The sequence below is a fragment of the Desulfosporosinus sp. Sb-LF genome, from assembly GCF_004766055.1.
Lineage (GTDB): Bacteria > Bacillota > Desulfitobacteriia > Desulfitobacteriales > Desulfitobacteriaceae > Desulfosporosinus.
Map to the genome: position 1 here is coordinate 215,304 of NZ_SPQR01000001.1, position 23,566 is coordinate 238,869.

The 23,566-nt window shown below is 40.5% G+C and carries 24 protein-coding genes, 1 tRNA gene, 2 pseudogenes and 1 riboswitch; of the genes and pseudogenes, 15 read left to right on the forward strand and 12 right to left on the reverse strand.

Annotated features, from left to right (window positions below; all coding sequences use genetic code 11):
* Positions 1–67 precede the first annotated feature (67 nt).
* Both E4K68_RS01105 and E4K68_RS01110 read left to right on the forward strand, forming a co-directional pair.
* A complete protein-coding gene (locus E4K68_RS01105; RefSeq protein WP_135376908.1) occupies positions 68–514 on the forward strand; it encodes an ACT domain-containing protein in 447 nt (148 codons plus the stop codon).
* Positions 515–575: 61 nt separating this feature from the next.
* Positions 576–652, forward strand: a tRNA-Pro gene (locus E4K68_RS01110).
* A gap of 352 nt (positions 653–1,004) precedes the next feature.
* Here the strand turns inward: E4K68_RS01110 and E4K68_RS01120 are convergent.
* The 4 genes from E4K68_RS01120 to E4K68_RS01135 form a co-directional block, all read right to left on the reverse strand.
* Positions 1,005–1,934, reverse strand: a complete 930-nt coding sequence (locus E4K68_RS01120) for a tyrosine-type recombinase/integrase (protein WP_135376909.1) — start codon at positions 1,932–1,934, stop codon at positions 1,005–1,007.
* Positions 1,935–2,365: 431 nt separating this feature from the next.
* Positions 2,366–3,202: a transposase gene (locus tag E4K68_RS01125; RefSeq protein ID WP_135376910.1), complete on the reverse strand. Its 837-nt coding sequence runs from the start codon at positions 3,200–3,202 to the stop codon at positions 2,366–2,368.
* Positions 3,203–3,231: 29 nt separating this feature from the next.
* The gene (locus E4K68_RS01130; protein WP_135376911.1) at positions 3,232–3,690 is read right to left on the reverse strand and encodes a transposase; all 459 of its coding nucleotides are present in this window, start codon (positions 3,688–3,690) and stop codon (positions 3,232–3,234) included.
* A 16-nt stretch (positions 3,691–3,706) separates the two neighbouring features.
* Positions 3,707–4,147, reverse strand: coding sequence for a transposase family protein (locus E4K68_RS01135; RefSeq protein ID WP_158291341.1), 441 nt, complete (start codon positions 4,145–4,147; stop codon positions 3,707–3,709).
* Positions 4,148–4,417: 270 nt separating this feature from the next.
* Between E4K68_RS01135 and E4K68_RS01140 the strand changes: the two genes are divergently transcribed.
* The 6 genes from E4K68_RS01140 (at position 4,418) to E4K68_RS20905 (ending at position 8,249) form a co-directional block, all read left to right on the forward strand.
* A complete protein-coding gene (locus E4K68_RS01140; protein WP_135376913.1) occupies positions 4,418–4,792 on the forward strand; it encodes a CidA/LrgA family protein in 375 nt (124 codons plus the stop codon).
* Positions 4,793–5,485 (forward strand): LrgB family protein, encoded by a 693-nt coding sequence (locus E4K68_RS01145; protein ID WP_135376914.1) that lies wholly within the window; start codon positions 4,793–4,795, stop codon positions 5,483–5,485.
* A gap of 656 nt (positions 5,486–6,141) precedes the next feature.
* Entirely contained in the window at positions 6,142–6,471 is a 330-nt protein-coding gene (locus E4K68_RS01150) for a hypothetical protein (RefSeq protein WP_135376915.1), read from the forward strand.
* A 301-nt stretch (positions 6,472–6,772) separates the two neighbouring features.
* On the forward strand, positions 6,773–7,156 hold the full coding sequence (locus E4K68_RS01160) for a hypothetical protein (protein ID WP_135376917.1): 384 nt from the start codon (positions 6,773–6,775) through the stop codon (positions 7,154–7,156).
* 292 nt (positions 7,157–7,448) lie between these two features.
* Positions 7,449–8,060, forward strand: a complete 612-nt coding sequence (locus tag E4K68_RS20900) for a recombinase family protein (RefSeq protein WP_282432955.1) — start codon at positions 7,449–7,451, stop codon at positions 8,058–8,060.
* A gap of 18 nt (positions 8,061–8,078) precedes the next feature.
* Positions 8,079–8,249: a hypothetical protein gene (locus E4K68_RS20905; RefSeq protein WP_243450204.1), complete on the forward strand. Its 171-nt coding sequence runs from the start codon at positions 8,079–8,081 to the stop codon at positions 8,247–8,249.
* A gap of 279 nt (positions 8,250–8,528) precedes the next feature.
* Here the strand turns inward: E4K68_RS20905 and E4K68_RS01175 are convergent, their stop codons facing one another.
* The 6 genes from E4K68_RS01175 to E4K68_RS20560 all read right to left on the reverse strand — a co-directional run bounded on the left by E4K68_RS01175 (position 8,529) and on the right by E4K68_RS20560 (position 15,580).
* Positions 8,529–8,834 (reverse strand): carboxymuconolactone decarboxylase family protein, encoded by a 306-nt coding sequence (locus E4K68_RS01175; RefSeq protein WP_135376918.1) that lies wholly within the window; start codon positions 8,832–8,834, stop codon positions 8,529–8,531.
* Between the two features lie 46 nt (positions 8,835–8,880).
* The gene (locus E4K68_RS01180) at positions 8,881–10,284 is read right to left on the reverse strand and encodes a cytosine permease (protein WP_135376919.1); all 1,404 of its coding nucleotides are present in this window, start codon (positions 10,282–10,284) and stop codon (positions 8,881–8,883) included.
* 605 nt (positions 10,285–10,889) lie between these two features.
* Positions 10,890–11,954 carry a DUF6282 family protein gene (locus E4K68_RS01185; RefSeq protein WP_135376920.1) on the reverse strand — a complete coding sequence of 355 codons (1,065 nt, stop codon included), beginning with the start codon at positions 11,952–11,954 and terminating at the stop codon, positions 10,890–10,892.
* Between the two features lie 395 nt (positions 11,955–12,349).
* Positions 12,350–12,784 (reverse strand): MarR family transcriptional regulator, encoded by a 435-nt coding sequence (locus E4K68_RS01190; protein WP_158291342.1) that lies wholly within the window; start codon positions 12,782–12,784, stop codon positions 12,350–12,352.
* A 776-nt stretch (positions 12,785–13,560) separates the two neighbouring features.
* Positions 13,561–14,451, reverse strand: coding sequence for a 2-hydroxy-3-oxopropionate reductase (gene garR, locus E4K68_RS01195; protein WP_135376922.1), 891 nt, complete (start codon positions 14,449–14,451; stop codon positions 13,561–13,563).
* A gap of 82 nt (positions 14,452–14,533) precedes the next feature.
* The gene (locus E4K68_RS20560; RefSeq protein WP_135376923.1) at positions 14,534–15,580 is read right to left on the reverse strand and encodes a TIM barrel protein; all 1,047 of its coding nucleotides are present in this window, start codon (positions 15,578–15,580) and stop codon (positions 14,534–14,536) included.
* A gap of 1,103 nt (positions 15,581–16,683) precedes the next feature.
* Positions 16,684–16,779, forward strand: a riboswitch (NiCo riboswitch).
* Between the two features lie 556 nt (positions 16,780–17,335).
* On the opposite strand from E4K68_RS20560, the gene E4K68_RS21310 reads away from it, so the two are divergent.
* The 5 genes from E4K68_RS21310 to E4K68_RS01225 all read left to right on the forward strand — a co-directional run bounded on the left by E4K68_RS21310 (position 17,336) and on the right by E4K68_RS01225 (position 19,992).
* A complete protein-coding gene (locus E4K68_RS21310; RefSeq protein WP_282432946.1) occupies positions 17,336–17,467 on the forward strand; it encodes a hypothetical protein in 132 nt (43 codons plus the stop codon).
* A 184-nt stretch (positions 17,468–17,651) separates the two neighbouring features.
* On the forward strand, positions 17,652–18,287 hold the full coding sequence (locus tag E4K68_RS01210; RefSeq protein ID WP_158291343.1) for a cation diffusion facilitator family transporter: 636 nt from the start codon (positions 17,652–17,654) through the stop codon (positions 18,285–18,287).
* A 211-nt stretch (positions 18,288–18,498) separates the two neighbouring features.
* Positions 18,499–19,230 carry a protein kinase family protein gene (locus tag E4K68_RS01215; RefSeq protein WP_135376925.1) on the forward strand — a complete coding sequence of 244 codons (732 nt, stop codon included), beginning with the start codon at positions 18,499–18,501 and terminating at the stop codon, positions 19,228–19,230.
* A 17-nt stretch (positions 19,231–19,247) separates the two neighbouring features.
* A complete protein-coding gene (locus tag E4K68_RS01220) occupies positions 19,248–19,508 on the forward strand; it encodes a hypothetical protein (RefSeq protein WP_135376926.1) in 261 nt (86 codons plus the stop codon).
* A 31-nt stretch (positions 19,509–19,539) separates the two neighbouring features.
* Positions 19,540–19,992, forward strand: a complete 453-nt coding sequence (locus E4K68_RS01225) for a VTT domain-containing protein (protein ID WP_135376927.1) — start codon at positions 19,540–19,542, stop codon at positions 19,990–19,992.
* On the opposite strand, the gene E4K68_RS01230 is transcribed toward E4K68_RS01225, so the two are convergent.
* Positions 19,948–20,196, reverse strand: a complete 249-nt coding sequence (locus E4K68_RS01230; protein ID WP_243450205.1) for a metallophosphoesterase — start codon at positions 20,194–20,196, stop codon at positions 19,948–19,950. The genes E4K68_RS01225 and E4K68_RS01230 overlap by 45 nt on opposite strands.
* Positions 20,197–20,757: 561 nt before the next feature.
* Here E4K68_RS01230 and E4K68_RS01235 point away from each other — a divergent pair.
* Positions 20,758–21,902, forward strand: a pseudogene (locus tag E4K68_RS01235) (aldo/keto reductase).
* A gap of 132 nt (positions 21,903–22,034) precedes the next feature.
* On the opposite strand, the pseudogene E4K68_RS01240 reads toward E4K68_RS01235, so the two are convergent.
* A pseudogene (locus E4K68_RS01240) lies at positions 22,035–22,283 on the reverse strand (NlpC/P60 family protein); the annotation flags it as partial.
* A gap of 211 nt (positions 22,284–22,494) precedes the next feature.
* Here E4K68_RS01240 and E4K68_RS01245 point away from each other — a divergent pair.
* The gene (locus E4K68_RS01245) at positions 22,495–23,550 is read left to right on the forward strand and encodes a peptidase (protein WP_135376928.1); all 1,056 of its coding nucleotides are present in this window, start codon (positions 22,495–22,497) and stop codon (positions 23,548–23,550) included.
* Positions 23,551–23,566 lie beyond the last annotated feature (16 nt).

Here is a 23,566-nt window from a genome sequence, read left to right on the forward strand (position 1 = left end):
CAAACTCATACGAATTAGCTTATAATATGTTTGATATAGTAAGCAAGGGGTAGATAGGAGAGATTTGGTGGCTGGCAGGACCCATGATTTTTTAATTGTAAGTAAAGCTATTTTGCCGGAAGCCATTTTGAAGACCGCAGAGGCGAAAGAACTACTAGTCAAAGGGGATGTAGACACGATCAATGACGCGGTCGAGCGTGTCGGACTTAGTCGAAGTGCCTATTACAAATATAAAGATGGAGTGTTTCCTTTTTATGAGGCCAGTCGGGAAAGGATCATTACGATTTCCCTAGCGCTTGAAAACAAAGCGGGAGTACTCTCTCACGTTCTGAATTTCATTGCCTCTGTAAAAGGCAACATTCTAACGATTAATCAAGGGATCCCTCTGCAAGGAATTGCTAATGTTTCTGTTTCCCTAGAAACTGCCGAAATGGCAGATACTCCGGAAAATCTTCTCACAGGGCTTGGGAAAATCCACGGTGTAAGAAAGATAGAAGTAATCGGGCAAACTTAGGGTTGCGTTCCTAGCGTTAATATGATACTCTATAAAAGTCCTTCAGGTAAGGGCAATAAGTCGGGGCGTGGCTCAGCTTGGTAGAGCGCTACCTTGGGGTGGTAGAGGTCGCATGTTCAAATCATGTCGCTCCGACCAGTAATATCAAGGGTTTCAGGGTTTTTTGATTTCCTGAAAGTCGTAATATACTGCAACGTTACTGCAATTGAATCATTGAAATTAATCCTCTCAACTTTGAGGGGATTTTTTCTTTAATAAATTATTCTTTTATCGGATGCATTTCTTTTTATTTCGGGCATTACATGGGCGTATGTGTTACCGGTTATCGATATATCTGTATGTCCTAAGAGTTCTGAAACGGTTTTTATGTTTTCGCCTTCTTCAAGTAGCCTCGTCGCGTAGGTATGCCGTAATGCATGAAGATTTATCCCATTTGATATTCCGGCCCTTTCTCTTGCTTCATAAAACTTTTTAGTTAGAAATCTTGGGTTTATTGGTTTTCCGCTATTCGTTTTCCGCTATTCGTGCAAAAGATAAGGTCATTATTCACATAGTTTTCTTTAGCGTGCCGTTTGATTTTTCCTTGTTTCATTCTGTGTAATTGAATTGCTACTGCTATTTCGTTTGGAATTGGTAGTAGTCTTTTTGATTTTTCAGTTTTAGGGTTTTCCATGATTAAGCCTTTTGATTTTGTTCTTACAAGTGCTTGAACTATATTGATCGTTTTCTTACGAAAGTCTATATCTTGCCATCTTAAACCTAATACTTCTCCAAGTCTTAACCCAGTCCCTAGCAGTGTCAAAAATGCTGCTCTTAAAATTTCAGTTTCAATGGAATCTATGAATGCACTCATTTCATCTTTTGTCATGGCTTTAATTTGTTTTGTTTCAAGTTTTGGCAAAGTAACGGCTGTTGCGGGGTTCCAGCTAATTAGTCGATTCTTTATCGCTTGGCCTAAACAGGAGTTAATAATTTGGTGATTTCTCCTAATCGTAGCGGATGCGGATTTGTTGGTTTTCATTTTGTTGTAAAGTTTCTGTATGTCATTCGTATTAAGGTTTCCTAGTGGTATGTTCCCTAATTCGGGATATATATGGTTTTTGACTGACCTTTGGTAGTTCTCCCAAGTAGCTAATCTCGCTTCCATTTTCTTGTAGTTATCCATCCGGGTTATTAACCATTCCCCGAAAGTCAGTTTTGATTGAGCTTGAAGATCTATTCCTTTCTCAAGTTCCTTCATAGCCCCTTTCATTTTGGCTTTAACTTCTAGCCTTGTTTTACCGTAGAATGTTTTGCGTTTAGGTTTCCCGGTGTCTGGATCGGTTCCTATTGTTATTTGGCTTACCCATTTACCTTCGTGTATTCCACTTTTCCTTTGATGGATACTTCCTTCTCCATTTGCGTTTCTTTGCTTTTTCATACTTTCATCCTTTCTTTTCTTTATTTATCCGCATAATAGGTTTTTTTACCATTTTGGACCGAATAGTTGTAGTTGCCATTATCCAATAGTTCTTCGAATGTGTTTTTGAAGTCTTTTCTGTTTTGATTTGCTATATTTGTATATTTATTAGCAATATCCATGTATGTTTGATTTCTGTAATTTGTATAATTTAAATAGTTTGTATAAAAGCATTTCTTGTATTCATTATTAAATCTTTTGTAATATCTTCTATTGGTTTGAAATAGGTCGATTTATTAATTAGGTTTAGAGTTTGTTCGTTTTTGTCGCAAATTACTAATGCATTTAATAATATTGATTTATATTTATTTATGTTCATTTGGTTCCATGGGATATTATGTTGTTCTGATAACAAATTGTGAATGTCAACGAATTTTTGGCTCTTTCCATAGTTAGTTGAATTTTGGCCTTTTTTCAAGCCGTAACAGTTTTTTCCTTAACATTTCAAAACTATTGCGACCATACATTATCCTCTTTATAACCTTAAGCTTATTTACGCTGCCTTCGGCAAGTCCGTTATTGTATTCATATTTAATGGCATTTTTTACAGCCGTAATATCTCTGGTTATGCCATTTATAAACGAAGTTATTTCACGAATATTTAAGCCCAAAGCCCTATGTATCCACTGTTCAATCATACCAACATTTTTATCCAACAACATTTTCCGGAATTCATTAACGATGTCTATGAGCTCCTTGTACCGAGGATATTGACTATTTACTCTGTCTAAACATTCGCTGTTCAGTCCTTTAATTTTCCCAACCTGTTTGAATAATAGCTTTATTAACAATTTACGTTCTACTAATTCGATATTCTCTGGCGCTATATTATTAGCATTGTAAGTATTCTGAATCAACCTTTTCAAGCCTGCTGCATAAGTTCTTAGAGTAGAGGAAGAACCTTTATAACCTACTTGACGAATTTTGGCTTCAATTGCGGTCAAGGCAATACCTTTATCAATTAGCACATTTATTTCACCTAGGTATGGGTCTAAGATACTTCTTCTCTTAACACTATAACTTCCATGAATTGCTGTTACACTTTCATTTAGATATCTTTTAACCGTCTGCCTAGATAATTGCAGCTCTTTGGAAATTGATCTTATAGAGAACTTTCTCTTATGCATATCTTTAACGGCATTTATCAGTTCCAGCTTCTTTAACACTATTTGCTCATGTAACAGATCCACACTGCTTCTTACATACTGAATACGGGCTTCCTCGCTCATACAGATTAATTTATCCAGTGTTCGAATATCTATATGCAACTGCTTGCAAAGCTGTTTTTTGCAAGACCTTCCGCGAGCATAGAAAGCGCTTGGTTTAACTTTTCTTCTAATGTTAGTTTTTTGTTAGTTACAGATAGTCCCGATGTTGCCGTCACATCTACTTGAGGCTTTTTAGGCACCGTAATAATTATTTTGGCCTTAAAATATTTCATAAGAAACTCTTTGCAATACGAAGTTAAATTCTTAAGTATATGAAATCTGTCACTTACCTGGACAGCTTTGGGATGTGCCTTAGTTATAGCATTATGGTATGTGATCGAGCCGTCTTTAGAAACGACTTTGAGGTTTGGATAGGTCTTTAACCATTCTATAACGTCTTCGCATTCCCTCGAAGGAATCAAATCAATCACACGGTGAGTTTCAATATCAACCATGATTGTTCCATAAGATTCCCTTTTCCTAATTGCAAAGTCATCAATACAAACCATAGAAACGGATTCTTTATCAATTATTAGTGCGTCTTTTTTTTAAAAGATTGCAGATGGTGCTCTTGCCCACTTTTGCAATACTAGTATTCAATATAGCAGATGCTGTTAGAGAGCTTACATTCAGGGATAAATTGATGATTGCCTCTTCGAGGCGTTTTGTCTTCTTCCCCTTAACGGGTAGGAAGTCATAAGTTTCTGCAAAAGTGGTGTGTTCACAATCCGGATTATAGCAGAGCATCTTTCTGTTGCTAAGAATTATGATCACTTTCTTATTCTGCATCGGTAAGTCTTGAAAACTTCTTTCATAATGGGAATGAGTTTTTGATGAAGGTTTTCCGCAAAAGGGACAGATAAGTTTTTCTCGTATTGACACAACTTTGATATAAATAGTATCCTCAATGATCTTATGACTGACATACTCTAAATTTCTATCTAATAACTTAACAAATTCATCCATAGAATGGCCTCGTTTCAGCGTTTCTGACCATTCTATTATACCATAATTTACCGCATTTTTCAACTAAGTATGGAAAGCGCCACTTTTACATTATCATTTACAATATCCAAGTGCAACTAATGTCTACGGATGGACTGATAAGGCAGTTTATTTCAGCACATATACTATCTATTTTACTCATAGATTAGATCACAACTATCTATTTTACAAATACAAGGTTGGGCTATACAATTTATTTAAGATTTGAAAGCGAAAAGGGAGTGAGAGTTTATGACGCAATGGTTACGTTTTACTTCGCAAATTGCTTTGCTTTGGCTAATCTATAAATTGGGAAATATTGTGGCTGAAACAACCAACTTCCCCATTCCGGGAAATGTTTTCGGAATGATTATCTTGTTTTTATTGATGCTGACAGGGATTATTCAACTCGAATGGATAGAAGAAGGAGCTGATTTATTGTTCAAACATCTTGCTTTTTTCTTTATTCCGATTGCCGTAGGGCTCATGCAGTGGATTGGATTATTTAAGTTAAGCGGGTTACAGCTTTTATTATCAATTATTCTCGGCACTGCAGTTTGCATCATGGTCATGGGCTCTGTGGCCACATTTTTTGTAAGGTTTCGTTCTCAGAAAGGAGGATGCTAAATGAACCTGACGCTTTTATTGATTACGATGGCCGTCACGGTAGGTGCCTATATTCTTAGCCGCTTATTAAATAAGCGTTATCCCAGCCCACTCATCAATGTGGTATTCCTAAGTACTGCCATCATCATTGTTGTCTTTTGGGTTTCCGGAGTTACCGTGAGCCAGTACCAGTCCGCCAAGAATATTTTGACTTATCTTCTGGGTCCGGCCACAGTTGCCTTAGCCGTTCCTCTCTACCGGAACAGAAAGATATTGTCACAAAACATCCTTCCTGTTGTTGTTGGAATCGTGTTAGGAACAACGGCCAATATCATCACGACCGTATTGGTAGCTGAATTTTTAGGATTAGATAGGCTGATTGTTGTATCCTTAGCCCCCAAATCCGTGACCGTCCCCATCGCTGTGAATATTTCCACCATACTTCACGGCGATCCGACCCTAACTTCGGTTTTAGTCATTGCTACCGGAATGATAGGGACATTTCTAACCCCCATTCTGTTAAACCTGCTCAAAGTGACCAATCCGCTAGCCCGTGGGATAGTTTATGGAACGACGGCCCATGGGCAAGGTACGGCATCTGCGCTGTCTGAGGGAACGCTACAAGGCTCCATGTCCGGGGTAGCCATGGGAATTGCCGCGATTTACAGTTCGGTTGCGTCTCCGTTTATAGTCTGTCATTTATTAAGCCGGTGAGGGAGGGTTTCAAAAAAGAGCGTATCGCACATCGAACTACTGCGTGAAGGCAATTTCAAATTTTTAAGTGAAGAGGAATTGCCTGCCAGCTATAAATCCGGAAGAATGTTTTTCTAATGAACATTTTGCACCCCCTAAAAAGCAAATGCACCCCCCTTATTTGGAAAGCGGAAGTACATCGTTAATTTGTATCAACAGTTGAGTTATTAGACAAATAAGAACTTAATCTTTGATACAATTACTTAACCTGAAAGTCCAGTATTACTGGGATTTTTCGCTTTTCATGCGGCTTTCAGGAGTTTTTTAAAGTGATTATAAAATAACGAAAGAGCTAAAATGCACCCCCCTTGGGATAAATTCTACCTTTCGTTAAAAAGTATAGGCATCGTTAAAAGGTTTAAGAAAACGTTAAAATGTAATAAGTAATGGATGAAATATATTTCATGGAATGAACAGCAATTGATATAAGTTTATAGGCTAGGCTGTAAAAGTCTTCTCTTCCAAAGAAAACCCAAAGTTGGAAAATACGGGAAGATAAAATATAATGTAAGTGAATGGGAATTTGTTATCTGCTTACCATTTTTTTATGGTAAGGATGGGTTTCTGGAAATTCATATATGAAAGAAAATAGCCGCAGAAAGAGGGGAGATGAATAGGTGACACGTATAATAAAGGTTCCAGCCAAAAATATTGGTGCTAACCGTTATGGCTATTATAAAAGGTTGTTAGAACGAACAGATTTATCAGATATTATAACCCATCTCACCAAGCCTACCCAGGATGATTTAAACGCAATTTTCAGAGATGTAACTAAAATTGATTCAGCTGTTATTCACAAAATAAATTGTGCGGCGGTAGATCGACTAGTTCAAATACTAAAAGACCAATGTATTTTAGGAAGTACTACTGCTACAGGTTTTATTGCTGGAAAGAGGCCTGCAGCTTGTTTTCAAGATGTTCCTTTGTTGTCTATACTGAAAATATAAGAATAGAATTAGAAGCCTTGTCAATTAGCAATTACGCTAAGTTACGATACAGCGGAGTAGGTATAAGCTTTGATCGATTTTACCTCTATTCCAACGGCGCGAGGCCGGTAATATATGAAGAAAAAGAAACTGCAAAGAAACTATTAGGTTTCAACGAAGATGAGTACTGGAGAATTGTCAATTTTCAACTAGAAAGAACAGATCCTTATGTAGAAGGGTTATTGGGGGGGCATCTGAGCCAATAATTTCACATGAACTAGAAACTAAGATAATAGATTGGACTCACGAAAGAGAATGGAGAATGCCAGATTATTTGAGCTTTAATTTACTAAATAATTTCACATTAAATAATCATATTACTTTAATTTTTCCAGATCGAGCAACTTACGAGTTTTTTATAGAAAGGCTGCAGACAGATGGCCGAGAAGAACAATATCTTATTGAAAACACAGAAGATGAAGTAGTGTATAAGCTGGAATATCTATCAGAAGTAAGGGTCGGTCGTTTAGATGAACTAGAAGATAATTTGGGAGATAACATCTATAACAATGACTTTTTAAAAAAACTTGAGCAAGCAAGGATATCTGATGAGAAATACATAGACATAGCTTTTGAAGACATTGTCCCTAACTCAACAAACTATTTAGAATCCAACTACCATATCGTGATATTGGATGAACTGTAGCCTCATTACCGCAGTAGAGGCGAGGGGACTCGGACTCTTTCATTAATGTGTTTATTACATCAATGAGTCTTCTATGTAGCCGATTTGGCATCTCCAGGCACGTTGGTGTTACTTCATTTGAAATATGTTTCCATGGATGCAGCAGGACGAGAGCCGATCGATCTCGGAAAACTCAATTTGGGGTATTCGGAGGCGATTTGAACAGGGTAGAGTTGCGGTTAATCATACTAAATTTCTGGCATATGACAGAGACGAAGACGGTAACTTAATCATCAATGAAAAATAATCCAAGATAGTAAGACGAATTTACAACGATTATTTGAACGGCAAGGGACCAAACAGAATAGCAAAAGAACTGGAGGAAGAAAGAGTTCCAAACTGGAACGGTAAAGCAAAGTGGTATGAAAGCAGTATTCAGAAAATGCTCTCTAACGAGAAATACAAAGGAGACGCTTTGCTCCAAAAGACCTACACGGTAGATTTTCTTTCAAAGAAAAGGGTTGTAAATAACGGTGAGGTTCCGAGATATTATGTTGAGGAGAGCCATCCGCCTATTATCGATAAAGAAATATGGGAAGCAGTTCAGCTTGAAAAAGAGAGAAGGCGGGCTTTTGCCGAGAAACACCAGATCCAAAAGATTGACTATGCATCTGGGGACCATCCTTTTGCCGGAAGGGTCATTTGTGGTAATTGCGGAAAGGCCTATGGCAGAAAGGTTTGGAATTCACCGGATGAAAACTTAAGAAGAGTGATCTGGCGGTGCAATAGTAAGTATCAGACTAAGGGACAAATCGGCTGTGATAGCAGACATATTAATGATAAACTTCTATATTCAGCATTTGTAAATACTTATAATGTCATCGTGGAAAACAAAGACTATTTCATGAAAAAGTGGACGGAGTAAAATAGTAGTGAAGATGTTTTGGAGAGAGTAACGGTCAAGCGTTTTATTAGCATATTTCAAGCAGCAGGTCCCATTGAAGCGTTTGATTCGGATTTATACTTCAAGCTCATTGAGAAAATGACAGTTCATGATGACACAAAACTGATATTGAGCCTGTTGGATGGCTCTGAAATCGAGTGTGAAATCTAATAGAAAAAAGACTAGTCAACGAAGGTGTGTTTACCTGGTTGACTAGTCTTTATTTTTTCATTTCATTAAACGAATAAGGTCGAAAAAATGAAGTAAGGGTATCCATTTTGTGGATACCCTTTGCCTCTGTACGCTGTATGTATACTTACATCTGACACTCAATCAAAGATTGAAGTTTAGATAAACATCTTAAATATTAGTCAAGTCATAGATGTTTTGGAAAAGCGCGATATCTTTTTACAAACCAAGAGTATATTCTAATGCTTACGATTAAATACTTTATTCATTTTTAAAAGCTGCTGTGGAAGCTGTCAAAATAGGATTGCTAAAAGCAAAGTAAGCGACACGCAAAGCTTCGGCAATTTCTTCATTACTTGTCCCAATCGCTTTTAGCTCTTCGGATACATTGGCAACACCGCCAGTTGAACCATAAGCTGCATCCAAGACTAAAGCTAAAAGTAATTTTGTTTTATAGTCCAGTGCACCTGGAACCATGGCTGACATCATTACCTTTTCGATTGCTTCTGCAAATACCGGATCATTTTTTTCCAAGCTTGCAAAGTACGGTGGCTTCAAAACTTGCATTTTACATACATCCTTTCTTATAAATTTATGATTTAACTACCATTTACTAGTTAACATTTACAGCACTCTCGTTAAAACTTGTATCTTTAAATATATTTTTTCTTAATAATGGATATAGGATCACTGAGACAATTACAGCTGTGATAAATAAGATCGGAATAACATTAGCCAGCAAGAAGGAAATCGCTGTAGCAGCTGTAATAGTTACTACTCCTGCCCAGTTAAACTGCGGCGCCTTCATTGTCGAAACATCTCTACCTTTTTGGACGATAAAGTAGTCAGCTAACATAATGGTCGCTTGGCTAGTAGTCAATATGCCCAAAAGCGACAGCCAGCTGGTGAGTACTCCAATCAAATTACCCCAAATCAAGAGAAGACCGATAGCATTAGCTATGACAATCATCCAAAAACGTCCTGGTTTCCAGCCAAAAGCATCACCAGCATTTGTTAGTGCCAAAGAAGCTAAATAGCAATTCAAAACCTGCACTTTGCCCTGAGCCAAGATCATCAGGATTAAACCTATTACGCCTCCCAGGATAACGAAGTCGCCTCCAACGTTAGTAAGTGCGGCTTGACCTGCAGCAACAATGTCCATACCTTGAGCCATATAATATTTTTGCAGAGTCGCATAACCGGCATACACAATGATAGAACCTGTCAGCAAGATAATGATATCCATCATAATATTACCAAGGAATGCAGCAATAGCAACATCTTTTGTGGATTTTGAGAATCTGCCGAAGTCAGCATCCGCTAATGCGAGGGCTCCAGCCGAGCCAATCAAAATATTAATAACTTGAATGAAATGACTCTTCGTATCTCCGCCTGGTAAAACCGGACCGTGTGTTAAAATTTGTCCCCAAGATATTCCTGATGTTGCGGCAGCTTGGAATACCATGTAGCACATTATTACTAGGAAGCCAACAAGCATAATAGATGATACCTTAGTGACCAATTTGATACCGAAAGCGGACAAAAGAATCCAGAGAACAGTTAGGATTGCATAAATTGCAATTGCGTTTGTAAGTGTTGCCGGCATTTTAAAGAAGAATAAAATCGTTTCGTAAATCAAAACGTTTTCCATAGCCAGCATACCAATAATCAATAAATTATAGCAAATAACAGAAATAACTGACCCTTTGACACCGAAACCATAGAAACGTGACATAACTGTGTTAGAAAGACCTTGTTTGTAAGCCATGTGTCCAATCAATGCACCTAAGGTTCCACCAAGGATACAAACAATAATAGCAGCGATAATTCCGACCCAGATCCCTGCAATGAAAGTACATGTCGCTCCAATGAGCAGCTGAGCTAATGTTGAGATAGCTCCCATGGTATTCCAAGATATTGAAAGCCATCCTTGTCTTTCTGAATCAGGCACTCTAGTAAGAGCATTATCTTCCATTACTTCTTTTAATTCTTTATGATCTAAATTTTCTCCACTCATCTATATTCTACACTCCCTTTACAGATTTTCTCAACTAAAAGTCCAGAGTTATAAGCGGTAGGCCGTCGTGAAAAAATAAAGAAGCGGTGGTGCGTTGACGAGGCAGTCTCTAATAGAAAAGTTGATTATATCAAAAATTACCCCATCACACGTGTTCCACCGCTCAAATATTTTTGCCTTTGCCGCTAGATCGAATCTTGCCAAGCAGCATAGCTGGAGTTTCCTTTAGCATGACGTTGATATCAGACTCACTAACCCCTTTTTTAATAAGAGTCAGTATTAACAATTTGATGCCGTCAACCAATTCGTTTCCCGGCTGGCCAGAGTCGGTGGTGAGCACTATCTGGCGCTATCGCCACAGTGGCCATGCTGGGCTATGCCGGTGTTCATGTGTACCTGGCCAGGAATGACAAACTGGATTATCAACTACGACTATCCCTTCGATTTGATAAATCATATTATCAAGGAGCGCGGTCCAGGGAATGTCCGCGCAGCGTGCCTACGATGATGACGACAACAGCGGCAACTATGCCAAAAAAGCTGAACCAAGCCATTGCATAATCCGCTTCGCATATTTTGTATGAGTATCTTAAGTTGCCGTCCGATCAGATTTTGCCGATCAGCGCCGCCGGGGCGTCTTTGCACATGACGTTAAGATCCGCCTCGCTGATGCCGTTTTTGAGAAGGGTTTCGATCAGCACCCTCAGAGCCGGCACTTCATCGTAACCCGGCAACCCGGCATCCGTGACCAGCAGAATGTGCTCGGGTCCGCGCTCTTTGATCAGGCGCTTGGTCAACTCGATGGTATAGTCATAGGCCACAATCCAGTTAGTCATGGCGCTCCAGGGGACAACGGAGTTGGAGCATATTTCCACATACGATCCCAAATCAATCAGTTCCAGAGCCTCTTCCACGGAGTTCAATGTCAGCTCCTGGGTAATGTGGTCATGTACAACTCCGACGTTCATACCCCTTTGCTTGACATATTTGGAAACGTCGTATTTCTCTTCGTTGGAGACGTGGCAGGTGGCCAGGCAACACCGCTCGCCCGTGCTGTTAGTGTTGTAGTCGTGCAGGATTTCCAGCACGCCAATCATCTCTGGGGTCAACGTACCGCTCATATCGGAGACCCGGTAGCCTTTGGTTTCGTCGCCAAAAACTTCCTGCAGATGTGCCGAGTCGTTAGCAGGCAGCCAGATTTCCTTGCAGCGCCCGATGCTCAGGGCCTTTTTCACGGCTTGAAGATTCATGCCGCCGATGGATTTATCCAAAACGATGCCGCCAAACACCTGAACGGGCGTAAACTCCTCACCGCGCTTGGCTTTGTCCGCCGCCAACGCATCCAAGCTTCGTTGTAAAACGCCGGCCATCATGTTGGTTGGAGTGTCTTGGTCTTTAAACACTACGGCCTTCATCTTCTGTTCGCTGCAACTGATGGCTGTGTCATAGTAGTTTGACCGGCCCTCAAGCCAAGCGGTGGGTGCGCCATGGGTGTGAAGCTCAATGCTGCCGGCCATAACGCGGTCGATTACTTCGGGTTTAATGTATTCGCCAGGAGTGAAATACAGGTACGGCCATGCCGGGTGGGCTCTTTTGATCAGTTCCTCTTCGGTAATCATGCGACCGAATTTCTTTTCTTTCCATTCCGCAATCTGCTTTGATTTGGACATAATGAACGCTCCCTTCTAAAATAGAGGTTTTTTTACGTCAATATCCCGGCCGGAAATATTAACACCAAACAAATTAGTTTTGAAACACAACTGTTTTGCAATTCAACTGTTTGATTAAATATATACCTTAATATTGATTTTTGTCAATGGTTTTAACTGCAAAAAGGTTGCGAAAATTATGTCACATATGCACAACAATTTATGGGGCATATCCGACTGTTTTTCCGCATCGGGAGTTTGACGTCTCTTGGAGCGTTAACCCCCTTTGAAGTCCGGCAGCGCTTCCTGATGCCGAGCGCGCAGCGGATTTTACCACCAAGTTATTGCCCATGCCTATCGCACTACAAAAAGCTGACGGTCGGTATTATACCGGCCGTCAGCTTTTTGTAGTGCGATCATTGGGATTCGTCTTTGCGATATGACATCATGTTTTTGGTCAAACGGGATAAATAGTGGATGCACTGCTCTTTTTCTTCAGGCGAGAACCCTTGGAAGGTAATCTGCTCCAGTTCATCATATACCACATCCAGTCGTTTTTGTATCTCCCTGCCCTTGTCGGTGACGAACACGTTGACCTCGCGGGAAGATAGCGGGTTCCGCTTGCGGCGCAGTGTGCCATCTTCCTCCAGTTTCGCCAAAAAATTGCTGATGGAGGACTTATCCAACGAGAACTCGTCACAGATCTCTCGTTGAATGCAGCCGTCGTTGACATACACATAATCCAAAATCCGTGGCTGCCCCTTCTCCAATCCGCATTCGCGAGCTCTGGTGAAGAGATATTTCCTCATCGAATAGTACAGTCTTGGTAAAAGACGCCAAATTGTGTCCATGTTCTTACATCCATTTCTAAATAGTGAAAGCCCACCGGCAACAACGCCTGTCCGCGATAAATCATCACGGGAGGCAAACCGGACAGATATCAAATTATTATGCCATATTCCCCGGCAAATTACCATTGGATATATAAAAAAAGTGGACACCAAAGTAGAAACAGATAGTAATGATAATGGCGGATTTATCATTACTATTTTAAACATAATATTATTTGCATCACATACGGCAACTACAAGGTTATTGTTATTAACCAAACCATAATTAGAAACCCATGCTGAAGCCTTTAATTTCTCAGTACGGGCACTACTTATGGGAAGGCCAACCAACGGTAAATGCTAGTGCCCTGAATCACAATATATCTAGAGTCAACTAAATTATCGTCGTTTTAATCAATTACAACAATTCACAAAGACCTTAATGCAACATCTTTTTCCCAAAAAAGTCCGGCATTTTTCTAGTCCCCTTACCAGGAGGTACAAAGGTGTTGGAGGTTTATTAAAGGTTGAGGTAAGAGAGGTATTGTGACAAAAGAAAATGCCAGTCGGGTGACCTCGACTGGCATTTTTCATAGCTTACTGACTCAAGCATAATTTTGAGTATTTATTGGAACATCACAATATCATACAGTGACAAATCTATAATCCTTCTAAATATATAATAGCGTAGTCGAAATTATCTAGAAGGAGGAGAAGATACGTAACAATTTGAGTTGATGAAAGATTAGTTATGGCTCATGTTAACAAGTTTCTATATTTATAGTTGTACTTTTTTATTAAGATAGGACTTTTACCTGAATACCGTTAAGTTTTTCGTAGAATTGCACCAAGGCCGAGTGGTCAGCATGTTTTAAACCGTTGTTTTTTAAAAACTGCATCATCTCCATAACGCTGGCGTTTAGCGGTAAAGCCGCCCCCAAGGCGTGCCCTGTATCTAAAACGTTATTCAAATCTTTAATATGCAGGTCAATGCGAAAGCCCGGGTCAAAGGAGCGCTTGAAGATCATGGGAGCTTTTGCATCTAAAACCGTGCTTCCGGCGAGCCCCCCTCGAATCGCCTGATAAACCCGTTCGGGGTTCACGCCTGCTTTCGTGGCCAACGCTAATGCTTCTGAAATAGCTGCAATGTTTACTGCAACAATCGTCTGATTAGCCAACTTAGTTACGTTTCCCGCTCCGATATCCCCACAAAGTACTGCAGATGAGCCCATGGCTTTAAAGATAGGAAGGCAGGTATCAAAGTTATCTTCTTTACCGCCAACCATAAAAGCGAGCGTCCCGTCAATGGCTTTAGGTTCACCGCCACTAACCGGCGCATCCAGCATGCGGACTCCTTTCTCGGAGAGTCTCGCTGCAATTTCACGGCTTGCTTCGGGCGCGATCGAACTTGTATCAATTAGAATGGTCCCTGGAAGGGCTCCTTCCAACACACCGTTAGTTCCGAGAACGACTTCCTTGACCTCCGGAGAATTAGGGAGCATTGTAATAACCACTTGGCATTGCTCGGCGACCTCTTTAGGGGACGATGCCGGTGACGCGCCCAATTCAACTAATTCCTGAACGGGAACTGTCGAACGATTATAAACAATAAGCGAATACCCCGCTTTTAGAAGGTTTTTACTCATGGGCTTACCCATAATTCCTAGTCCAATAAAACCAATTTTCATACCTTAACATCCTCCGTTTCTATACCTGCTTATAAAAGCGATGTTACGAGTCTAACCCATCCTAACTATGGCTTTTACCTTCTTACTTGCTTACCGAGCTGCTTTTTAGCCCGTAGCCAAGCTCTTTAAGCCAATTCAGCGAAGCCTCTGTATTCGGTGTGGGAACATACTCCATGGAAACATAACCGTGATATCCCAAAGCATCTATTGTCCGCAGTAGAAAAGGGAAATTGAGTTCGCCGGTACCCGGCTGATGCCGCCCTGGGTTATCAGCAATTTGGATATTTTGAATTTTATCCAGATGGGTTTTGAGGGTCCCGGCAATTTCTCCCTCTTCTCTTTGGGCATGATAAATATCATATTGAAGATAAACATTGGGGTGGTCTATCTCGGCCAAGAGGTCCAAAGCGTCTTGTGTTTTATTTAAAAGGAACCCGGGAATATCAAAATGATTGACCGGTTCAATGAGAAGCTTGATGCCTGCCTTCTCAAGTTGTTCTGCTGCGTAACGGAGGTTTTTTACTAGAACTGCATGCTGTTCTTGGCGAAGACCAGGGATCTTTTTGCCAACTAAACAATTGAGGCGAGGCGTATCAAATTCTTTTGCATAGGCAATGGCTTTTTCAATACCCTGACGAAACTCGCTTTGGCGTCTGGGATCCGCAGCAATACCTCTCTCTCCGCTTAATATTCTCTGCAACTCCGAATAAGCTTTAAGCGGGATATCCTTCCATTTATCGCTGACTATGCTGTCTTTTTCTCTTATTCTGTGGTAAGGGAATAGGGTTACAAGATAATTTCCTATCATTCCTGTCACAACACCGGGGTATTTTGCAAGAAGAATGTTCTCAGCCGTAGCACGAACATCGGAAAATCTATGTCCGTGTACCTTCATTTTCCCTTCCATAATTACAACAATATATGGGCTCGAGAGGTTCCAGCCCCACTCTTGTCCTTTAGTTTTAATAAAATCAGAATTATTGAATAACAGGTTAAGTATCGATTCATCCCTCAAGTACTGCTTTAACTCTATCTGCTCCTGCCGCTTCGTAATTTCTACCAACATAGCCGAACAAAGAAATTCAACGCTCTCGATTTCCTTAGACGATAAGTTATCATTATCTGCCAAAACCCACAAATAACCCTCTTTCCTTAGATTAGCAATAGGCCAACAATAGAAAAAGTATTACATTTACCGGATGTACTAAACCAAACTCGATACTGTGCAAAAGCAAAAAATCTATATATCTGATGTTAAGAATTTGAATGACCCATTTGATACCAAAGCATATAGGTATGAATTGTTCGCAGACTTATGTTGACAAGCTCATCAGAATAGCAAATGAGTTGCAAATACCAGCTTTTCGAATGGTATTTAACGAATATGACGCTCGCTGAGCCGGCATTTGTGGTCCTGGCAGCCTGCGCTCGGGCAGTCTCCCCTCGTAGCCTCGGGAAGCCGGCCCTCGCTTAGCGCGCTGCTTCGGGTCTTTGCTTAGGTCATTTACTCTGGGCGGCTGGATCAAGATGCTCACTCGTACCTCGTTGCGCTCCCTAGCAGCCTACTCCGTAAATAGCTTATCCTGTCCACATCCGCTTCCCAGCACTTGTTTTCTGTCTTGGTTTGTCGGTCCTCGTACCTCGGTGCCGGACAAAGCCTTCGCCAGAAAAAAGCGCTCGAAGGCGGAGTGCATGTTAAAGCTTATGTCCGCTATGTTAGCGGGCCGATGTAATTCTCACCGGATTTGCTTAACCCGCTAACAAAGCTAGGCCCGCGGTTATCCGGCCAAGGAGACGAGGCCCGCGGCCGCGAGTGGGAACCGCTCCACTTAAATCGTTGCGGTACCCGCTCGCTTTGATTGCTTATCCTGGGTTACCCGCCGGGTTCGTTCCTCGCTTCCTCGGGCCGCTACCAGCTAGGCTGCATTTATTGCACTAAGCAGAAAGTATAACTTTCGTTGTATACTGCAAGAAGGCTAATACGTACGAAGACAGTGTCTTCGTCTGGAGCATAGGCGTAACTAGGCAGCCGCCTGCGCAAGCTTCTTCGCTAAGCTAACCCGTGCGAAGACAGTGTCTTCGGTCGCCAGCCAAGTTTTCTATATCCGACCTTGCCCGCGCGCGGTAGATCGCCCCTCGGAATGGAAGTCTTAGCCCAGCGGCATGGTAGTTAAGCTTTGTTGACAAATTAATTTGGCTAACATATAATGTAAAAAATAGAATATTTAAATAGATATACTAATGGAGTACGCGATACACTTCGATAAAGTGTGTGGGGCTGGGCTAGCGCAAGAGCTGGCAGCAGGATAAAATACCTGTGGGACTATAATTCTAATATAATTATAATCCCACAGGTATTTTCGTTAAATTGGGGGTGGCATTCGTGAATTCGCTGGGTTTTAGCATCATACATAAAAATAAATTGTTTTGTATAGTATTTCTCTTACTATTCTCGTTGATGTCTGTGTATATGCCTCATAGCTTAGTTGAGAACTCAGAGCAACATATTTATGAAACTTCGTTTAATTTTATTATAAATAATAACAAACCAATCGCAAATCTGAGAAAATTACATGAGAAATTAAAGTCATTTGTTAGCAAACTATTCAGGATGACACAAATATTATCGAATAGGGGTGTTTTAGCAACTATTCTGTTGACTTTGTTCAATATGCGACTTGGGCGCTTTTCTAAAGAGTCTATTCATCATGCATTCCTTTTCCTCTGTTTCTACTTCTATGGGAGTAAATACAAGCACGATAGGAATCACTCTGATTTGTTACCAGTAATGGGTGTCTAAAGTTAGACATTTCATTGCGTAACTAAAGAAAAATCTTAGGGTGTTTTTTGTTGTACTTAAATATTAGTAGGAGTGGGGGAAATCATGGCTATTGACAAACAGAAGGCTGCGTTGAGTTCCGTTTTTGCAGCAATTTTCCTCACATCGATGAAAATTATAGTAGGCATCTTCACAGGAGCCTTGGTATTTTATCCGAGGCGCTGCATTCAGCGTTAGACTTAGGTGCCACAGTTATAACCTTTTTCGCTGTAAGGTTATCCGACAAACCAGCAGATGATGAGCATCACTACGGACATGGTAAGATCGAAAGCCTTTCTGCGTTGATCGAAACAGTTTTACTTTTTCTAACCTGTGGCAGGATCATTCAAGAGACAGTGCAAAAGCTTTTTTCGGCAAAGGTGTGGAATTGGTTAGGATTCAATGGGGCGTATTAACGATGATTATTTCAATCATTGTTGATGCTTCAAGAGTGAGAGTTTTAAAGCAAGCTGCTAAGGAACATGGAAGCCAGGCCTTGGAAGCAGATGCACTGCATTTCAGTAGTGGTATTTGGAGCTCATCGGTTGTTGTTGGGGGTTTAGTCTTTGTATGGATGGGTGATTACTTCAACATACCTGTTTTGAAGTACGCAGATCCCATAGCGGCTTTGGGCGTCGCGCTGCTTGTTATTAAGGTGAGCATCAAGCTTGGTAGGGAGACCATTGATGTTTTGTTGGATACGGCACCCAATGGTATGAAGGAAATGATTGAAATGGAAATTGGCAAAATGCCAGGTGTTCTTCAGATTAATGAAATCAGGATTAGACCCTCAGGGGCAGTTCGGTATATCACTATAAATGTCGGTATTGACCCAAATCAAAGCCAAAGAACGGTTCATACCTTGGTTCACGAAATCAGGGAAACGATTTCAATGAAAATACCGAGGTGTGATATTGTGGTCAGCACATATCCAATTGAGGTAGTTAGAAGTGCTGATACCAGCATGGAGAAGGGCATCATGATTTACAACGTAAAGACACTAAATAATGATTATTAGGAGGGTTGACTTTGAGCTCATTTTCAAGATCAAAAAATAGAGGACATTACCCGGATCCGAATCATGGCGGCGGGCATTATAAAAGGCCGCATGGCTCGGGAGGAATACTAGGTAAAATATTTGAGGCCTTGACAGGTTCGAGAAGGCATTCACAGTCTGGTTCAAATCGCCACGACAGGTATTCATCGAGTCATCATCGTCGTAAGAGTTCATGGTCTTAAACCTATTTAGACGGGACAAATTATATAAGCCGTCTGAGCAAATAGCTAACTATACAATCGAGAAAACGATAGGAGAAGGCCGATTTGGTATCTGCTATCAGGTTTCTCAGGATCAGAAATCGTATATTCTCAAGCAACTAAAAAGGGGAATGCTCAAGAAAGCCGGAGTAAAGGCTCGGTTTGAGGAGGAAATTCTAAGGAGCTTACATCATGAGAGCGTTCCTCGGTTTATTAAAAAGATTGAATGTGAGGACTTCTACGGCTATGTACTTGAATTTAAGGCAGGTAAAACGTTCGAGGACATAATTTATCTTGACAAACACGTGTTTGAAAGAGCAGAGATCTATAAAGTAGGACGCCAACTTGTCGAAATTTTAAAGTACTTGCATTCAAAGAGCATAGTCCATAGAGACATAAGGGTGCCAAATACATTGTATGATGGTCAAAAGGTTAACCTTGTTGATTTTGGGCTTGCTCGTTGGATTAATAACGAGAAATACAGGGCAGATATGGATTTCGCATTTTTGGGAGACTTCCTTCTGCACCTGTATTACTCTTCTTTTGAACTCACAGGCTTCAAGAAGCGCCCTTGGTATGACGAATTGCTGTTGCAGCCAAAGGAACTGTTACTTTTAAAAAGGCTAATGGGTGTCGATCAACGGTATACAAGTATTTTTGACGTTGAACAAGATTTTCACGAGACGTTTGAAGCTAATAAATAAAGAGGTGTAGTGAAACGGTGGATTATGAAGAAATTATAAGAGGGAGTGGGCTAGAGAAAAAAGCCTTGAAGGTAGTACGCAGAGGATGCTTATTTCTTGTCATTGCGTTTGTAGTTCTACTTGCCTGCCTAATAATACTGGCTTTCAATTACCATGCTCAGATATATGGCGGATTCATGAGCATAATTAATTTTATATTTGGAGATTCACCGAATAATGTGATCAGGGGTTATTTGAAACAGTTTGCCGATAGCTTTATTAAGAATATGTTTAATTAAAATTTACCAGTCACAAAGACTAGGAGGGTGTATGGAGATTATTCCTCAAGTAATGGACTTTGTAGTAAACATTGATAAACATTTGCTTTGGATAATGCAAAATTATGGTACCTGGGCGTATTTAATACTGTTTCTGATTATTTTTTGTGAAACAGGACTTGTTGTAACACCGTTCCTGCCTGGAGATTCATTGCTCTTTGTAATTGGAGCTTTAGGTGTGACAGGGACTGTTGATTTTAAGACGGTCGTCGTTTTCTTGATCATTGCAGCAGTTGGCGGAAACACCCTAAACTATTTCATCGGGAAAATGATAGGTCATAGGATTTTAGAAAGCACTAAATTTCCCTTCATTCATCGGATTATTAAGAAGGAGTATATAGAAAGGGCTTATTCGTTCTATGATAAGCATGGGCGAAAGGCAATATTATTATCAAGGTTTTTACCCATTGTAGGCGGGTCCAAAAAGCTCTGTGTAAATTGGTAGACCGTTTTCTCGAATGTCGTGATTACCCAAAGTTGTATAGAGTGGAACTTGAAATTTGGAAACAGTTTCGTAAAAAAGCCTATACTTATTAGGTTCTCCTCCGTAGACGAGATCGCCGTTGTCTACAACAAATGCAGGTTTAATAGCGTTAATGTTACCATTCCAGTCATAAGTGGAAATAGATGTATAGGGATCAAAGGACAACGATAAGGGTACGAAACCCTGTTGGACCTTGAAATTCTTGTAGCTATGTAAGATAAAGGCACTTGTAACCCCTTAACCAATTACAAGCAATATTAGGACCAACCATTTCTTTCGCATTTATTCACCTTCCATGGTTTACCATTTAGGTAATCATAACCGTTTTCTTCAACGATTACCCCTACGAGGAATCTCATTGATTTTCAATTTAAAAATTACACGTAAAAACCTCTAAAATTGTCTAAAATAAGTACAAATGTCGGCTTGCATATCTGGTTACTCTTATCAAATCACTTTCAAAGTACTTCGCACTATCCACTTTTGAGAATAATCTCCGAAATTCCGGAGCCATGGCTCTTAAAATCCAGAATGATGGTTCGTTTTAACCCGGAGTATTCATCCTGTCCACATCCGCTTCCCAAAATGCTTGACCCGGTGTTAACTCCAGATGATAGACTATGACACAAGGTTGATTTCTTGCAAATTATTGTCGGTAGAGTTTTTAGAATTAATGTTGAACAACAAATCTGAACAATTATAAAAGCATTTGAAAGAAGGGAGAAAATAGGGATAAAAAAATTAGGTTTTGGATGTATGAGGTTACCACTCCTGGACAAAAATGACCAGACTTCTTTTGATACAGAAACGCTAAACAAACTGGTATACCTTTTTGGAGAAAAAATTTACTTACTTTGATACGGCTTATGTCTATCATAGCTACATGAGTGAAGACGTCATGAGAGAAGCTCTTGTAAAAAGGCATAAACGAGATGATTTTCTCTTGCCACAAAGCTTCCGATGAGAGACATAAAAACTGTGGAGGATCAAGAAAAAGTATTTAATGAACAGCTGGAAAAATGCGGTGTCGAGTATTTCGATTATTATCTGCTCCATAATATTGGCGTTATTTCCTATAAGAAGGCGTGTGAACTTGACAGTTTTAGTTTTGGAATCAAAAAAAAGAAAGAAGGTAAGATCAAGAAGCTGGGTATGTCCTTCCATGATACACCGGAATTACTGGACGAGATTTTAACGGCCCACCCTGAATTGGATTTTGTTCAGCTACAGATCAATTATATCGACTGGGAAAACCCAAGCATTCAATCAAGAAGGTGCTATGAGGTAGCCAGAAAGCATCAGAAACCGATTATCGTCATGGAACCCTGTAAAGGAGGCACTCTTGCTTTAGTACCAGAAAAAGCAGAAAAGCTAATGAAAGAATACAATCCCGAGGCTTCTGTTCCATCCTGGGCAATACGTATGCTGCCAGTCAGGAAGGTGTCTTCACGGTGCTCAGCGGAATGAACACAATGGAGCAGGTGCTTGATAATACTTCCTATATGGCGGACTTCGAACCGCTGAACGAAGAAGAGTACAGGATTATCCATCAGGTCGTTGAAATTATCAATGAAAATACGGCAATTGCCTGTACAACCTGCCGATATTGCGAAAAGGGCTGTCCGAAACAGATTGCGATACCGGATTACTTCGCTTTGTATAACAGTGCCAAACGAGCAATGACGACCAATTTCTCAAGTCAGTTTGTCTATTATATAAACCTTACGGCCAATAATCATGGTAAGGCGGGTGATTGCATCGGCTGTAAGGAATGTGAAAAAGCCTGTCCTCAGCATTTGAGGATAACAGAGCATTTAAAAGATGTATCAGATATGTTTGATGTAACACCCCAGTTTCCTACGAGAAAGTAAAATTAAAAATCATAAATATGGGAGAAATACATAAATCATCAAGAAGGGGCCCTGACATTTCAGGGTCCCTTCCATTATTTAAGGTCTGAGCCTTTTAAACATCTCGCTGAGTCAACGTCTTACTTGAAACAATTACAATACTCTTTTAGCACCAACATATACAGACCTCAATAGGGACCAAGATTATAAATGGTAACACCTTTAGAACTGGACGAATTGATGAACTGACCGTTTCCGATGTAGATGCCGTCGTGGTCGACATTTCCGTTTTTAGTAAGACATACGTACATAACCTGAACAGTCAAAACCAGTCGCTTGAGATGTCCCACCCCATAAATAAGGGATACCGATATACTTTTTTGAGGTAGTCATAATAGCATTTACCTTCTCTTAACGGGGGTGGGTATTATTCGATTGTCTGCTTTTAGTAGCATAAAGAGAAGTAATAAACTCAATCTAGCTCTCCTTCTTCTTCATGAGAAATTCACAACTCATTCACAGGATAATCGAATTGATCCAATATACTTTGAGACATAAAGACAAGGGTTGCTTTTGAAAGTGAACTTTGGGAAAACCTTAAGGAGGTAAAACAATGAATAAGACAAAATGGATTGTAGGACTCTCAATTGTAAGCGTAATGGCGCTTTCGGCTACGGCCTTTGCACTAAATTCGGGCTCGGTTGCAGCAAAGTCCGTAGGACAGACCCTTGGTTTTGTACCGGCTGTAGCAACAACTCAGATTCAAGAAACGACTCCCAAACCTGTAACACTAACACTTTCTTCCACGAATAATAGCCCGGATTCTGTTACTACTCCGGAAGCAAACGGATATAGTGGCGGCTACGGTATGATGGGAGGCCAGGGTGTTAATGGATATGGCGGCGACTACGGTATGATGGGAGGCCAGGGTGTTAATGGATATGGCGGCGGTTACGGTATGATGGGAGGCCAGGGTGTTAATGGATATGGCGGCGGCTACGGTATGATGGGAGGCCAGGGTGTTAACGGATATGGCGGCGGCTACGGTATGATGGGAGGCCAGGGTGTTAATGGATATGGCGGCGGCTACGGCATGATGGGAGGCCAGGGTGTTAACGGATATGGCGGTGGTTATGGCATGATGAGCGGAGGCTATAACGCTAAAAGCTTAGGAGTTGATCTCACCAACGGTGAAGTTGCCTCATCTGATCAAGCGGTGGCAATTGCAAAAGCTTATACACAAAAAGTTAATCAGGACCTTGTTGTTTCCCAGCTTCATGAATTTTCAAATGTTTATGGGGTAGAGTTTAAAGAGGAAAAGACAGGGGCTAAAGCCTATGAAATTATGGTTTATAAGAATGGAGGACAGATTATTACTAACATGGGGCCGAATATTATGTGGAACACCAAATATGGATATATGAATTGGGGAAACAATGGAGACGTTACAGTAAGCGAAGAACAGGCTACGAATAACGCCCAAGAGTTTGTAACCAAGATGGGCCAAGGATACTCGATCGGAAAACCTGAACTAGCACCAGGGTACTATGAATTTATGGTTCAAAAAGACGGCAAGAATTATGCAGAGCTTGATGTAAATGGATATACGGGACAAGTCTGGCTTCAGAATTGGCAGGGACCGATTATTCAATCCATTGATGTTAAATAATTGTTATTACGCAATA